This window comes from Corynebacterium lemuris (assembly GCF_024919295.1).
In the GTDB taxonomy this organism is placed as follows: domain Bacteria; phylum Actinomycetota; class Actinomycetes; order Mycobacteriales; family Mycobacteriaceae; genus Corynebacterium; species Corynebacterium lemuris.
The window spans coordinates 126,460-141,538 of the sequence record NZ_JANWTC010000005.1 but is presented as its reverse complement, the minus strand read 5'-3'; the positions used below and the strand labels follow the sequence as shown (position 1 = coordinate 141,538).

Sequence of the window (15,079 nt, the reverse complement as noted above, 5' to 3'; positions counted from 1 at the left end):
CCTTGAGTGGAAGTGACCCAATTTAATGGCTGCAATCGTGATTGTCGGCGCCCAGTGGGGCGATGAGGGCAAGGGCAAGGCCACCGACATCCTGGGCGGCGAAGTCGACTACGTGGTCAAGCCCAACGGTGGCAACAACGCCGGCCACACCGTCGTCGTCGGCGGCGAGAAGTACGAACTCAAGCTGCTGCCGGCGGGTGTGCTCTCGGAGAACGCCGTCCCGATTCTGGGTAACGGCGTCGTCATCAACCTGGAGGCACTCTTCGAGGAGATCGACGGACTCGTCGCCCGGGGCGCGAACCCGGAACGTCTGCGCATCTCCGCCAACGCGCACCTGGTCGCCCCCTACCACCAGGTCATGGACCGCGTGCAGGAGCGTTTCCTGGGCAAACGCGCCATCGGCACCACCGGCCGCGGCATCGGCCCGGCCTACGCGGACAAGGTCTCCCGCATCGGTATCCGTGTGCAGGACATCTTCGATGAGTCGATCCTGCGCCAGAAGGTCACCTCCGCCCTGGACGTGAAGAACCAGATCCTGGTGAAGATGTACAACCGCAAGGCGATCGATCCGGAGGAGATCGTCCAGTACTTCCTGTCCTACGCCGACCGCCTGCGCCCCATGGTCATTGACGCGGAGGCCGAACTCAACAAGGCCCTCGACGCGGGCAAGCGTGTCCTCATGGAGGGTGGTCAGGCCACCATGCTCGACGTGGACCACGGCACCTACCCCTTCGTCACCTCCTCCAACCCGACCGCCGGTGGCGCATGTGTCGGCGCGGGCATCGGCCCGACCCGCATCACCACGTCGCTGGGCATCATCAAGGCCTACACCACCCGTGTGGGTGCAGGTCCGTTCCCGACGGAGCTCTTCGACAAGTGGGGCGAGTACCTGCAGACCGTCGGCGGTGAGATCGGCGTCAACACCGGACGCAAGCGCCGCTGCGGCTGGTACGACTCCGTCATCGCCCGTTACGCCTCCCGGGTCAACGGCTTCACGGACTACTTCCTGACCAAGCTGGACGTGCTCACCGGCATCGGGGAGATCCCGATCTGCGTGGCCTACGAGGTCGATGGTGAGCGTTTCGACGAGATGCCCACCACCCAGACCGATTTCCACCATGCCGTGCCGATCTTCGAGACCATGCCCGCCTGGGACGAGGACATCACCGGCTGCACCGCCTTCGAGGAGCTGCCGCAGAAGGCCCAGGATTACGTGCTGCGCCTGGAGGAGCTCTCCGGCTGCCGCATCTCCTACATCGGCGTCGGTCCGGGCCGCGACCAGACGATCGTGCGCCACGACGTCCTGGCGGACTAACCGATGACCGTTGATGTCCTCCTGCTCGGCTCCGGAGGCTTCGTGGAGGAGCTCACCGCCGCTTTCCGACGCCTCGGGGTCACCGTCCACCATGCCCCCGCGGAGGTGGCCCGGGACGGGGCGGCACTGCGTGCGGCCGTCGACAAGCACTCCGTCGACCACGTGGTCCCGCTGGTGGAGGACATCGACGTCGATGCGCTCACCGCGCTGGAGCAGCAGGGCGTGAACATTGCGCCCTCGGCGAAGGGCTGCGCACTCACGGTGGCCCGGGACACCCTGCGGAAGGTCGCCAACGAGGACCTCGGCCTGCCGACCACCGCCTACCGGGTCGCGGACACCCGCGCCGGGCTGGAGCAGGCCGTCGAGGACCTGGGCCTGCCGTGCATCGTCAAGCCCGCAGAATTCTCCTCCGGTCGCGGCCACACCCTCGTCCGCTCAACGGATGAACTCGACGCCGCCTGGGACGGCCGACGCGTGATGGTCGAACGCTTCGTCGACTTCGACCACGAACTGACCCTGCTGGTTGTCCGGTCCATCGACCCCGCGACGGGCAAGCTCGCCACGTGGTTCTGCGAACCGGTCGGCCACATCCACCGCGCGGGACGGCTCGAGAGCTCCTGGCAGCCCATGGCCGTCGCCCCGCGGGCCCTGGAGAACGCGCGCTCCATGGCGGCGCGCATCACCAACGCACTCGGTGGCCGGGGACTCTACGCCGTGGAGATGTTCGTGGCCGGGGACGAGGTCTACTTCTCCGCCATCACCCCGCGCCCCCACGATGCCGGGGCGGTGACCCTGCGCTCGCAGCGTTTCTCCCAGTATGACCTGCATGCCCGGGCGATCCTGGGGTTGCCCATCGACACCACCCTGATCTCCCCGGGTGCGTGCACGGTACTGCGCGGGGAGGTCATCGACCCGGCTGCCGCGCTGGCTGTGCCGGAAACTGATCTGCGGCTCGACGGGCAGCGTGGACTGGTGCTGGCCACCGCGGAAACGGTGGAGGAGGCCCGGGACCGCGCCACCCGCAGCGCCACCCGCGCCCGCGCCTGAGTCGGCTGGGGACCACCCTACGTATGGCAGGGGAGGCATGTGTGTGGTTTCATGGTGGCCATGCGTAAGTTCCGTAACACCATGACCGCCTTCGCCGTCGCCGGCCTCGTCGCGACGACCCCCGCCATCGCCCACGCCGACATCGTCGACGACTACCTCGCGGCCATCCCCGCCGGCCAGATCTCCTGCCAGCAGGCCAACAACTACTGGACCAACGCCGACGACTACCAGAGCAAGCGCAGTCAGGCGCTGCTGGGGGCGAACTTCCACCCGCGTGGTGGCGAGATCCGCGCCGCTGTCTCGCGTGTTGACGAAGCCGCCCACCGCTGCGGTCTCGTCGGTGGCGGGGGCCAGAACAACCAGGCCCCTGCCCCGGCCGCCCCCGCCCAGCAGGCGCCTGCTCCGGCGCAGCAGGCACCGGCTCCGGCTGCCCCGGCCGTCAACACGGTCACCGTCGCCGGACAGACCGTGCCCGTGCCGGAGGTCCTGTCGCCGGTGGTCACCTGGCTGCGTGACGTCCTGGGCAACCTCGGCATCCGCATCTGACCTTCAGACAGCAGAGAGTCGGGCCGTCACCCTGTGCAGGGTGACGGCCCGACTTCCCGTTCCGACCAAGCGGTCAGATCTCGTACTCGGGGTGCGAGGAGACGATCATCTCGTCCCACTCGACGATCTTCTTGCGTTCACGGCCCTCAGCCTCGCCCAGGGAACGCTCGGCGGCGTCGAGGTTGTGCCAACCCTCCCAGGTGGTCACGGCGATGCCGCGGGCCTCGAGGAGCTCGGTGACGGCCGCGGGCTCAGGATGGGCCGGAGCAGAGAGACGACCGGAGGTGAAGTCCTCCAGCAGCATGGTGGTGGTGTCCTTCGCATCGGACTTGGTGTTGCCGATCAGGCCCACCGGGCCGCGCTTGATCCAACCGGTGGCGTAGAGGCCACGGACAGCCTCCCCGGTCTCCGGGTCGAGGACCCGGCCGCCGTCGTTGGGGATGACGGCCCGCTCGGCATCGAAGGGCACACCATCAACGGCCTCCGAGCGGTAGCCGACGGCACGGTAGACGGACTGCAGATCCCACGTGGTGAACTTGCCGGTGCCCCGGACCTGGCCGGTGCCGTCGAGCTCGGTGCGTTCGGTCTTCAGACCGACCACACGGCCGTCCTCGCCGAGGATCTCCACCGGGGACTCGAAGAAGTGCAGGTAGAGCTTATTGGGGGCACCCTTCGGCTCCCGGATGGCGTAGCCCTCCAGGGTCTGGCACACCAGGTCCACGGACTTGGACTCGCGGCGGGCGGCCTCGGAAGCCTCGTCGTAGTCGATGTCCTCCGGGTCGACGATGACCTCGATGTTCTCGGAGTGGTCGAGTTCCTTGAGCTCCAGCGGGGTGAATTTGGCCTGGGCGGGGCCGCGGCGGCCGAAGACGTGGACCTCCTTGACTGAGCTGCGGGCCAGGTTGTCGTAGACGTTGTCCGGGATCTCTGTCACCAGCAGCTCGTCGGCGGTCTTGGCCAGGATGCGGGCGATGTCGAGGGCGACGTTGCCCACGCCGATCACACCGACCCGCTCGGCGTTGAGGTCCCAGTCGCGGGAGAAGTCGGGGTTGCCGTCGTAGAAACCGACGAATTCACCGGCGCCGTGGAAGCCCGCCAGCTCGGATCCCCGGATCCGCAGCTCCCGGTCGCCGGTGGCGCCGGTGGAGAAGATGATGGCGTCGTAGTAATCGCGCATCTCTTCGACGGTGAGATCCTTGCCGATCTCGATGTTGCCGAGCAGACGGATCTCCGGCTTCTCCAGGACCGAGTGCAGGGAGCGGACGATGCCCTTGATGCGCGGGTGGTCGGGAGCGACGCCGTAGCGGATGAGTCCGAAGGGGGCGGGCATGCGCTCGAAGAGGTCGATGGTCACGTCCTCCCCGGACTTCACGAGCAGATCCGAGGCATAGATACCGGCCGGGCCAGCTCCGACGACAGCGACGCGCAGGGGTCGGGACATGATGGTGTGACATCCTTTGACGTTCGGGAACAGGGTGTTTCTCCGTTCCATACTACTGGCCTGTCCCGGAGGCCATGAATTCTGGGTCGGGGGTGACCATCGGGGTGGTCCGGGGTGCTCCCGATCAGGGGGATTCGCGGAAATTCGCAGCCTTGTTGAGGTTCGCCAGTGGCATTTTCGGACCCCTGGACACTAGGTGCAAGCAGCATTCCCACACTGCGTGCAGCTTGGGGGAAGGTTCCCCTTTCTGTGCCTTTGACCTGCTGCTATCCTTGTTTATCCCTGTTGCGGTGGGGCGGTTCAGGTGCTTCCTGGCCGGGTGTCAGGTTGTGGAGTGTCCGGTTATGTCGTGTTAATTCTGAAAATTACTGGCCTTACAGGTGTGGCAGAGCTGACATTCGTTATAGAATGGCGACCGATCCCACAGGGCGGCGTGTTGTGCACTACCGGACACCCCGCTCAGCGACAGAAAGGTTATGCATGTCTGACCCTCGATCAGCACTGCTCAGTGTCGTCAACCGGAATTTCGACGGTGTCGACGTTGACGGCCTCGCTGCTTCCCTCGGTCTCAGTGTGCGTCGTCTGGACGACTACGAGCCGAAGATCGGCCCCATCTACGCCGCCAGCCTCGTCAACGCGGAGCCGGTCCTGGTCGTCGGTACGGGCAATCTGCACTTCGATGCCGAGGTTGCCGCGGCCCTCGGTCTGCCGATCATCCTGCTCACCGACGCCAGGGGGCGTCACGTGCAGCTGGCCGAACGTCACTCGAAGGAGCTCCGGGCCGTCATCGCGACCGCTGTCACCGAGGATGGGCTGCGCGATGTGCTCAAACTCCGGGAGGCACTCAAGGTCGAGGTCCATCCCGTCATGTCTCCGCCGGTCTTCGAGACCTGGCTGTTGCAGCGGGCACGGAAGTCGAAGTCGCACATCGTACTGCCCGAGGGTGAGGACGACCGCATCCTGCTCGCCGCCGGTGAACTGCTTGAACAGGAGGTCGTCGACCTGACCATCCTGGGTGATCCCGCGGAGATCGGGAACCGCGCCGAGGAGCTCGGCATTGACCTGTCCGACGCGCACATCATCAACCACCACACCTCCCCGCTGCTGGAGGAGTTCGCGGCGGAATTCGTCGAGCTGCGCAAGGCCAAGGGCGTGACCTTCGAGGAGGCCTGCGAGACGATGCGGGACATCTCCTACTTCGGGACGATGATGGTGCACCGCGGCCTGGCCGACGGCATGGTCTCCGGCGCGGCCAACACCACCGCCCACACCATCAAGCCCTCCTTCCAGATCATCAAGACCACCCCGGATGCCTCCGTGGTCTCCTCGATCTTCCTCATGGTCTTCCGGGGCCACGTGTGGGCCTTCGGCGACTGTGCGGTCAACCCGAACCCGACCGCCGAGCAGCTCGGTGAGATCGCCGTGGTCTCCGCCAAGACCGCCGCCCAGTTCGGCATCGACCCGCGGGTGGCCATGCTCTCCTACTCCACCGGCGCCTCCGGCTCCGGCCCCGACGTCGACCGCGCCATTGAGGCCCTCCACGCCGCCAAGCGCATCGACCCTGAACTCAAGGTCGACGGCCCGCTGCAGTTCGACGCCGCCGTGGATCCGGGAGTCGCCCGGAAGAAGATGCCCGACTCCGATGTCGCCGGCCACGCCAACGTCTTCGTGTTCCCTGACCTCGAGGCCGGCAACATCGGCTACAAGACCGCCCAGCGTACCGGTGGCGCCCTGGCCATCGGCCCGATCCTGCAGGGCCTGAACAAGCCCGTCAACGACCTGTCCCGCGGCGCCACCGTCCCGGATATCGTCAACACCGTAGCTATCACCGCCATCCAGGCCGGAGGAGAATAAATGTCCTACGCACTCGTCCTGAACTCCGGGTCATCATCCATCAAGTTCCAGGTCCTCGATCCCGCCGCCGACGCCTCCGATGAGCCCCTCGTCTCCGGCCTCGTCGAGCAGATCGGTGAGTCCTCGGGCAAAATTGTGATCAAGATCCGCGGGGAGAAGATCACCGTTGAGCAGCCCATCCCGGATCACTCCGCCGGTCTGCAGAAGTCCTTCGAGATCATGTCCGAGCACGGCGTCGGCCCGAAGGATCTTGATCTCACCGCCGTCGGCCACCGCGTCGTCCACGGAGGCAAAGTCTTCTCCCAGCCGGAGATCATCAACGACCAGGTCGTGGAGATGATCCGTGACCTCATTCCGCTGGCGCCGCTGCATAACCCGGCCAACGTCGACGGCATCGAGGTCGCCCGCGATATCCTGCCGAACATCCCGCACGTCGCCGTCTTCGACACCGGTTTCTTCGCGGACCTGCCGCCCGCCGCCGCTCTCTACGCCATCAACGCGGCGGTCGCCGGCGAGAACGGTGTGCGCCGTTACGGTTTCCACGGCACCTCCCACGAGTTCATCTCCCAGCAGGTGCCCTCGCTGCTGGGCAAGGATCCCTCCGACGTCAACCAGATCGTGCTGCACCTGGGCAACGGTGCCTCCGTCTCCGCAGTCAAGGGCGGCCACGCCATCGACACCTCCATGGGCATGACCCCGCTGGCTGGTCTGGTCATGGGCACCCGCTGCGGTGACATCGATCCGGGCATCATCTTCCACCTGTACCGCACCGCCGGTCTCAGCATCGACGAGATCGACACCCTGCTGAACAAGAAATCCGGCATCAAGGGACTGTCGGGCGTCAACGACTTCCGCGAGCTGCGCCAGATGATCGAGAACGGTGACACCGACGCCTGGTCCGCCTACAACATCTACATCCACCAGCTGCGCCGCTACATCGGTTCCTACATGATCGCCCTCGGTCGCGTTGACGCGATCACCTTCACCGCCGGTGTCGGTGAGAACGCCAAGTTCGTCCGCGAGGACGCCCTGGCCGGTCTGGAGATGTACGGCATCCGGATCGACCCGGAGCGCAACGACCTGCCCAACGACGGTCCGCGGGAGATCTCCACGGAGGATTCCGCGGTCAAGGTCTTCGTCGTGCCCACCAACGAGGAGTTGGCCATCGCGCAGAAGGCCACGGCCCTCGCCGTCGCCCAGGTCTAACTGTCCCGGCGCGACCCGGAAGGCCCCGGATCCCTGCGGATCCGGGGCCAATTGCATCGTTTCTGTGATACTTATGGGACTTGAGTGGCTGTTGTGACGTCTGGTGTGTTGTTAACCTGAAGATACCGCGGCAGTGACGCCGGAGGCGCACGAGAGAGTCTGACTCCGCGGGCAGCCGAGAAGAAAGGTGCCGTCATGACAACCACAGACCGGTCCACCACACGCACCGGGCGCACACCAGTCCAGATCGTGGCACTGCTCTACGGGGTGGTCTTCCTCCTCGTCGGTGTCGCCGGGTTCATCCCCGGCCTGACCCAGAACGTGGGGGACCTGCAGTTCGCGGGCCACGAGGGCCATGCGATGCTGCTGGGCGTATTCCACGTCTCCATCCTGCACAACGTCGTCCACCTGCTCTTCGGTGTCGCCGGCGTCGCCCTGGCCCGCACGCCGGGCTCCGCCCGCCAGTACCTGTTGTGGGGTGGCGTGATCTATCTGCTCCTCGCCCTCTACGGGGTGTTCATCGACTATGAGTCGGCCGCCAACTTCGTCCCGCTCAGCGACGCCAACAACTGGCTGCACCTGGGGCTGGGTGTGACCATGGTGGGCCTGTCCTTCCTGCCTCGGGCCACGGCGGATGCGGAGGTGAGGGTCTGAGTTTGCGTCCCGTCCCCGACAATGACGTCCGGCCTCCCGGATCCACATGGATCCGGGAGGCCGGTTTCCTGTCCGGTCGGGTAGGTCAGGACCTGCGGGTCGCCGCGAAGTCCCGGAACCAGTCCAGGGCCTCGGGGTTGCGCACGGAGTCCCGGTTGACGGGCCTTCCACCGGGTCGGGTGCTGAACATCCGCTTGAGAGGGACCTCCAGGCGCTTCATCGTATGGGTCACCGGGATGGCCGGGGCCTCGATGATCTCGTCGGGGACGTGGCGGGCGCTGGCGCGGCTGCGCAGGGTCGTGCAGATGCGGTCGCGCAGGGCGTCGTCAAGCACGGCACCCTCGGCGAGGACGACGAACAGCGGCATCCAGTAGCCGCCGCCCTCCTGCTCGAGGCCGAGGACCAGGCAGTCCTCCAGCTGGGGGATGTCCTGCAGGGCGTCGTAGATGTCGGAGGGGCCGATGCGCACGCCCTGACGGTTGAGGGTGGCGTCCGCGCGGCCGTGGACCATGTAGCGGCCTTCCGGGGTGCGGGTGATCCAGTCGCCGTGCATCCACACGCCGGGGGCGGCGGTGAAATAGGAGGAGTGGTAGCGCTCACCGGTCTCATCATCCCAGAGGAACAACGGCATGGAGGGCAAGGGGCGGGTCACGGCCATCTCACCGACCTCGTTGACCAGCGACTGACCGCTGTCGTCGTGGGCCTCGGCGGCCACGCCGAGCAGTGGGCCCTGCAGGTAGCCCAGGTGCACCGGTTCCATGGGGTTGGAGCCGAGGAAGCCGCCGCAGATGTCGGTGCCGCCGGAGTCGGAGCCGAGGTGGACGTCCTCCTTGACGGCCTCGTGCACCCACAGCCAGGTGCTCGGCGGCAGCGGGGAACCGGTGGACAGGATCGCCCGCAGGGCGGACAGGTCCCGGCCGCGGCGGGGGTCCAGCCCCGACTTCTCCACCATGGACAGGTAGGCCGCGCCGGTGGCGAACTGGGTGACCTTCAGGTCGGAGAGGATCTGGAAGTGGTGGTCCTTGCCCGTCACCTTCGGCGAACCCGCGTAGGTGACGATGCTCGCGCCCGCCAGCAGGTTCTGGCTGAGCGTGTTCCACACCATCCAGGAGGTGTTCGCCGCGACGTAGTAGACGTCACCCGGACCCATGTCCTGGTGGAGCGCGATGCCCTTGAGCCCGTCGAGGACCATGCCGCCATGGCCGTGGATGATGCCCTTGGGGTCGCCGGTGGTGCCGGAGGAGAACAGGATCCACAGCGGGGCCGCGAAGGGCACCCGGTCGTAGGTGGGCGGCACCTGCTTATCGACGGCCGCGTCAAAGGCCACGCGCGCACGCCCCCCGCGTCCCTCTCCGGCGGGTGCCTGCGGATCCAGGGTGCGCACGAGGACGGTGGCGGTGAGGGAGGGGAGGTTCTCCTCGATCTCGGCGGTGTGGCTGCCCCGCTCGATTTCCTTCCCACCGAAGACGTAGCCGTCACAGGCGAAGAGCACCTTCGGCTCCAGCTGCCGGACCCGGCGCACGCTCGCCTCGGCCGACAGGTCAGGGGAATTGATGGTCCACACCGCGCCGATGGAGGCTGCGGCCAGCAGACCGATCACCGCCTCCGGGATGTTGGGCAGGACAGCGGCCACCCGGTCACCGCGGCCGACGCCGAGCTCCCGCAGGGTCTGGGCCAGTGCGGCGACCTGCGACTCCAGCTGTGCCCAGGTGATCTCCGTGCGGCTGCCGTCCTCCTCGACCTGCAGGATGGCGGCCACATCGCGCAGGGCCGGGTCGGCGGCGTGGCGCAGGACGTTCTCCGCGAAGTTGAGCTGCGCCCCCGGGTACCAGGTGGCGAAGGGCATCGTGTCGTCCGTGATCACCGGACTGGTGTCGAGGCTGTCGCCGAGGACGTCGAAGAACTCCGGGATGGCCCGCCAGAATTCCGCGGTCTCCGTGACCGACCAGTCCCACAGGGCACGGAAGTCCGGGAGCCGGCGGTTGAAGCGCTGCTCTGACCACCGGGCGAAGTGGCTCATGCGGCAGTTGTCGAGCTGCTCCTGCGTGGGGCGCCACGTGACGGGGGCGGGGGGCTGGGTGGTCGGCGCGGTGATGATGGCGGTGGACATGGTTTCTCCTCCGGGGTGGTTCTGTACTCGGGGTGGGGCTGGGTGGTGCGGGATCAGGATCAGTCGGCCATGGTGGCGGTGCGGCGGCCCAGCAGCAGGGAGAGGGCGGCCAGACCGGCGATGGCGAGCGGCACAGCGAAGGCGATGAAGACACGTTCGGGGGCGATGCCGGTGGCCAGGATGTAGCCGACGATGATCGGGGCGGCGACCGAGACCAGGCGGCCCAGGCCGATCATCCAGCCGATGCCGGTGGCACGGGCGCGGGCGGAGTAGACGGTGGGGGCGACCGCGTAGAAACCGGCGATCGCGGCGGTGGTCAGCATGCCCAGCAGGAAGCCGACACCGATGGCGACCGTGACGACGTCGAAGATCACGCCGAAGAGGACGTAGGTTCCTGCGGCGGCGAACAGGGTGAGGAAGAGCAGGCGGCGGCCGCTGAAGCGGGTGGCCAGGCCGGCGAAGATGAAGCAGCCCAGCACGCCGCCGAGGTTGGCCCCGATGCCCATGGTGGTGCCCAGCTGCGGGTCACCGGAGACGGTGGTCAGGATCGTCGGGATCCAGGTGTTGGCGAAGTAGTAGGAGGCGACGAGCAGGCCGTAACCGATCCACAGTGCCAGGGTCAGGCGCAGTGCGGGCGGGGTGAGGACCTCGCGGAAGGTGCCCTGCTTCTCAGCGTCGTCCTGCTCGGTCGCGGACGGGGCGGGCAGCTCGGCCAGGGGCTCGCGGTGCATCTTGGCCAGGATGCGGTTGACGCGCTCCAGGGCGTTCGCCGGGCGGCGGACCAGCAGGTAGTCGAGGGATTCCGGCAGGAAACGCCAGCTGGCGACCAGTGCCAGGACGGCGAGGACGGTGCCGGCGATGAACATGGAGCGCCAGCCGTACTCGGGCATCAGCGGGCGGGCGAGGAAACCGGCGATGGTGGCGCCGATCGGGTAACCCGCGGCATAGATGGCGATGGCGGTGGTGCGGCGGGCATCAGATGAGTACTCCGCCACCAGTGCGTTGAGGTTGGCCATCATGCCGCCGATGCCGAGGCCGGTGACCACACGCCAGAGGATGAGCATGCCCGCCGTCGGTGCGGTGATGGTCAGCGCCATGCCGATGACGATGAGCACGAGCATGGCCAGGGTCAGCGGGCGCCGGCCCATGCGGTCGGCCAGCGGGGTGAGGACGATGGAGCCGATCGCCATGCCGAAGAGGCTGCCACTGAGGACATATCCGAGGATCTCGGGGCTCAGGCCGAGCTGCTCCTGGATCTGCGGGGCGGCGAAGGCCATGATGCCGACCTCGAAGCCGTCGAGGATGACGAGCATGAGCGCGATGGAGACCGCGGCGATCTGGAAACCGGACATCCGGGCCTGCCGGACTTCAGCGAGGACCTCTTCCGGTCCCCGGACGGGACGCTGCGTGGTGATGGTCATGGGAACCCTTCCGTTGCGGGCCGAATGTGATCCATTCCGCCTGGTGCTTGTTGTGTGATCGGAAGCATATGTAGTGCAGATCACTCTGTCAGCACATCGGATCCAGGTTCCGCGTAGGGGAATGCGCAACGGGGGAAATGAGGTCTCCGGGCGTGCCTGTAGGGCTGAAACTGGCCTTGTTTAGCCTAGCTGAGCTGGTGTTTGTCGGGGCTCATGTCCTGCATTCCTTAATCAGGAATCCGCGACGTGATGGGGTCCGAACACTTCCCGGTGGATCTCCTCGGCGGCCTGCTGCAGGGCGGCCACATAGTCCGGGATGAGCTCCTTCTGGAAACGCACGCTGGGGATCGCGATGGTCACTGCCGCCACCGGTCGGGCGTCGGGCCCCAGGACCGCGACCCCCACGCCGACCACCCCCTGCTCGGTTTCCTCCACACTCAGGGCGTAACCCTCACGGCGGACCTGCGTGAGCATCCGCTTGAGCATCCTCATCGTCTGCACCCGGCGGGTCGGCCACTCCACCAGTCCCCGCCGGTAGACCTCCTCCACCTCCTGGTTGGACATGCGCGCGAGGATCGCCTTGCCCCCGGCGGAGACGAAGGCAGGCATCTCGTCGTCGACCCGCCGCACCACCCGGAGGAGGGTGTTCGGCTCCACCCCCTCTATGAAGCGGATGTTGCCGCCGCGCAACACCATGATCTGCACGGTCTCCTGCACCTTCGCCTGCAGCGCGGTCAGCGGACGGAGGGCCACATCGCGCAGCACGGACTCGGTCACCCGGCCCTGATCGGTGCCCGAGAGCACCGCGCCCATCCGGTAGCGCCGCTCGAAGTCCTGGACGGTGAAGCCGCGCCGGGTCAGCGTGGACAGCAACCGGTGCGCCGTCGAGGCGGCGATGCCGAGGAGCTCGGCGGCCTCCTTCACGGAGATCGAGTCGTGGTCCCGCAGGTACAGCAGGAGCTGCAGCGCACGGTCGACGGATTCGACGGGGGCGGGCAGGGGGTCCCGTGCGGGCCCGTTCTGCGCGGACATGGTCGGCCGGTCCCTCACGTCCCCTAGTGCACGCCGAGGACGCGCAGGGCGTTGTCCTTGAAGATCTTCGGGCGGACCTCATCCTTGATGGGCAGCTCCGCGAAATCCGCCAACCACCGCTCCGGTGCCAGCAGCGGATAGTCCGTGGCGAACAGCAGTTTCTCGGACAGCATGTTCGACGCGAAGCGCACCAGCGACTCCGGGAAGTACTTCGGCCGCCACCCCGACAGGTCGATGAACACATTCGGTTTGTGCACCGCGATCGAGTTCGCCTCGTCCTGCCACGGCACCGACGGGTGCGCCATGATGATCTTCAGCTCGGGCAGCTCAGCTGCGATGTCATCGAGCAGCAGGGGATTGGAGTAGCGCAGCTTGATCCCGCCACCCCCGGGCATCCCGGCGCCGATGCCGTTCTGCCCGGTGTGGAACAGTGCCGGCACCCCGAGTTCGGAGATCTTCTCCCACAGGGGCATGTACTGGCTGTCGGAGGGGTCGAAACCCTGCAGGGAGGGGTGGAACTTCATGCCCCACACCCCCAGTTCCTCGACCTGGCGCACTGCCTCGGTGATCGCGTCCCCACCGAGGCGCGGGTCGACGCTGCCGAAGGGGATGAGCACATCGTTGTTCTTCGCGGCGGCGGCGACGAGGTCGTCGATGGAGTTGGGCAGGTGGCCGAGCTGGGTGCGGGCGTCGACGGTGAACATCACCGCAGCCATGTTCAGGCCCCGGTAGAGCTCGGCGATGGCGTCGGCCGAGGGCATGCGGTCCGCGCCTTTGAAATAGGCGGCGGAGGCGTCGATGTACTCCTGGGGCATGGAGTGGTGCCCGCAGGTGTCGGTCTCGTAGTGGACGTGCATGTCGATCGCCTCGACGGCGGCGAAATCGATCGCGGACTCATAACGCATGGTGACGGCTCTTTCGGTGTCGTGGATGTGTCCGGGGCCGCGGTCGGGGGCTGATGTCGTGGCGGGCCTGTGCTCCCCGCCATGAGCCCTGCGTCTTCCGCGTCGGCCGGTGTCGGTGGGGCCGGTGGTCCCTGCTCCTGTCCAACTATCCAAGACACTAGATAAACAGGGGAGAGCCCACAACCGCCCCACCGGAAGATGAGGGCCGGGGTGTGGGGGCTACCGGCCCTGCGCCGCCGCCTGGACCGCGGCGCTGACGGCCGGAGCCACGCGCGGGTCGAGCGGGGAGGGGACGATGTAGCCGGCCTCGAGGTCGTCGGCGGCGATCTCCGCGATCGCGCGCGAGGCGGCCAGCTTCATCTCCATGGTGATGGCGGTGGCGTTGGCCGCCAGCGCGCCGTGGAAGATGCCGGGGAAGGCCAGGACGTTGTTGATCTGATTCGGCAGGTCAGAACGGCCGGTGGCGACGACGGCGCCGTAGCGGCGTGAGAGTTCCGGATCGATCTCCGGGGTCGGGTTGGCCAGGGTGAACAGGATCGGCTCCTCAGCCATCAGCTGCAGGGCCTCCTCGCCGATGTTGCCGCCGGACAGTCCGATGAAGGTGTCGGCACCGGTGAAGGCCTCGTTGATGCCGCCGCTGACACCGCGCGGGTTCGTCTTGGCGGCCAGCTCCTGCTTGACCGGGGTGAGGTCGGTGCGGTCGGCGTGGATGATGCCTCGGGAGTCGAGGACGATGATGTCGCGCACGCCGGCGTCGAGAAGCATGTTCACGGAGGCGACACCGGCGGCGCCGGCCCCGGAGACGACCAGGCGCAGGTCGGCCAGCTCGCGACCGAGGAAGCGGGTGGCGTTGCGCAGCGCAGCGAGCAGGACCACGGCGGTGCCGTGCTGGTCATCGTGCATGACCGGGATGTCCAGACGCTCGATGAGCCTGCGCTCGATCTCGAAACAGCGCGGGGCGGAGATGTCCTCGAGGTTGATGCCGCCGAAGGACGGGGCCAGGGCGGCGATGGTGTCGACGAGCTCGTCGACCTCGTGGATGTCCAGCACCAGCGGCACGGCCTTGAGGCCGGCGAAGGCGTTGAAGAGCTGGGCCTTGCCCTCCATGACCGGCAGGGAGGCCTGCGGGCCGATGTTGCCCAGGCCGAGCACCGCACTGCCGTCCGAGATGACGGCGACGGTGTTGCCCACCCCGGTGTGGGTGCGGGCGATCGCCGGGTCCGCGGCGATGGCCTCACAGACGGTGGCCACGCCCGGGGTGTAGGCCAGGGAGAGGTCCCGCATGTCCTTCAGCGGGCGGGTGGAGTTGATGGAGAGCTTTCCTCCCTCGTGGGCCGCGAAGATCTCCTCATGGCTGAGGGCCTGGACAGTGGAGGGCTTGACTGAGGTCATGTGTTTCGCCTTGGGCTTTCGTGGTTGTCGGAAAGAATAAGCAGAAAGCGTACCTGTGTTAATTTACGGGATTAATCTGTAAATCTTGCGAAGATGCGGTGCTTTCCGTGAACAGGAAGGATAATTTTGCTAAGCAATCATTCACAGTGAATATAT

Annotated in this window: 12 protein-coding genes; 6 read left to right on the top strand and 6 right to left on the bottom strand. The window is 67.0% G+C overall.

The window, feature by feature from the left end:
• Positions 1-25 precede the first annotated feature (25 nt).
• The 3 genes from NYP18_RS08625 to NYP18_RS08615 are packed head-to-tail and all read left to right on the top strand — an operon-like array spanning position 26 to position 2,908.
• Positions 26-1,315, top strand: a complete 1,290-nt coding sequence (locus NYP18_RS08625; RefSeq protein WP_259427788.1) for an adenylosuccinate synthase — start codon at positions 26-28, stop codon at positions 1,313-1,315.
• A gap of 3 nt (positions 1,316-1,318) precedes the next feature.
• Positions 1,319-2,362 (top strand): ATP-grasp domain-containing protein, encoded by a 1,044-nt coding sequence (locus NYP18_RS08620; RefSeq protein WP_259427787.1) that lies wholly within the window; start codon positions 1,319-1,321, stop codon positions 2,360-2,362.
• Positions 2,363-2,422: 60 nt separating this feature from the next.
• A complete protein-coding gene (locus tag NYP18_RS08615; RefSeq protein WP_259427786.1) occupies positions 2,423-2,908 on the top strand; it encodes a hypothetical protein in 486 nt (161 codons plus the stop codon).
• A 73-nt stretch (positions 2,909-2,981) separates the two neighbouring features.
• On the opposite strand, the gene NYP18_RS08610 is transcribed toward NYP18_RS08615, so the two are convergent.
• A complete protein-coding gene (locus NYP18_RS08610) occupies positions 2,982-4,349 on the bottom strand; it encodes an FAD-dependent oxidoreductase (RefSeq protein WP_259427785.1) in 1,368 nt (455 codons plus the stop codon).
• A gap of 480 nt (positions 4,350-4,829) precedes the next feature.
• Here NYP18_RS08610 and pta point away from each other — a divergent pair, with 480 nt between their 5' ends.
• From pta to NYP18_RS08595, 3 genes are all read left to right on the top strand, one after another.
• Positions 4,830-6,203, top strand: coding sequence for a phosphate acetyltransferase (gene pta / locus NYP18_RS08605; protein WP_259427784.1), 1,374 nt, complete (start codon positions 4,830-4,832; stop codon positions 6,201-6,203).
• A complete protein-coding gene (locus tag NYP18_RS08600; protein ID WP_259427783.1) occupies positions 6,204-7,409 on the top strand; it encodes an acetate kinase in 1,206 nt (401 codons plus the stop codon).
• A gap of 195 nt (positions 7,410-7,604) precedes the next feature.
• Entirely contained in the window at positions 7,605-8,063 is a 459-nt protein-coding gene (locus NYP18_RS08595) for a DUF4383 domain-containing protein (protein WP_259427782.1), read from the top strand.
• An 85-nt stretch (positions 8,064-8,148) separates the two neighbouring features.
• Here the strand turns inward: NYP18_RS08595 and NYP18_RS08590 are convergent, their stop codons facing one another.
• The 5 genes from NYP18_RS08590 to NYP18_RS08570 all read right to left on the bottom strand — a co-directional run bounded on the left by NYP18_RS08590 (position 8,149) and on the right by NYP18_RS08570 (position 14,923).
• Positions 8,149-10,173: an acetoacetate--CoA ligase gene (locus NYP18_RS08590; protein ID WP_259427781.1), complete on the bottom strand. Its 2,025-nt coding sequence runs from the start codon at positions 10,171-10,173 to the stop codon at positions 8,149-8,151.
• 59 nt (positions 10,174-10,232) lie between these two features.
• On the bottom strand, positions 10,233-11,594 hold the full coding sequence (locus tag NYP18_RS08585; RefSeq protein ID WP_259427780.1) for an MFS transporter: 1,362 nt from the start codon (positions 11,592-11,594) through the stop codon (positions 10,233-10,235).
• A gap of 231 nt (positions 11,595-11,825) precedes the next feature.
• The gene (locus NYP18_RS08580) at positions 11,826-12,626 is read right to left on the bottom strand and encodes an IclR family transcriptional regulator (RefSeq protein WP_259427779.1); all 801 of its coding nucleotides are present in this window, start codon (positions 12,624-12,626) and stop codon (positions 11,826-11,828) included.
• Between the two features lie 23 nt (positions 12,627-12,649).
• Positions 12,650-13,531 carry an amidohydrolase family protein gene (locus tag NYP18_RS08575; RefSeq protein ID WP_259427778.1) on the bottom strand — a complete coding sequence of 294 codons (882 nt, stop codon included), beginning with the start codon at positions 13,529-13,531 and terminating at the stop codon, positions 12,650-12,652.
• A gap of 219 nt (positions 13,532-13,750) precedes the next feature.
• The gene (locus NYP18_RS08570) at positions 13,751-14,923 is read right to left on the bottom strand and encodes an NAD(P)-dependent malic enzyme (RefSeq protein ID WP_259427777.1); all 1,173 of its coding nucleotides are present in this window, start codon (positions 14,921-14,923) and stop codon (positions 13,751-13,753) included.
• Between the last annotated feature and the right edge of the window lie 156 nt (positions 14,924-15,079).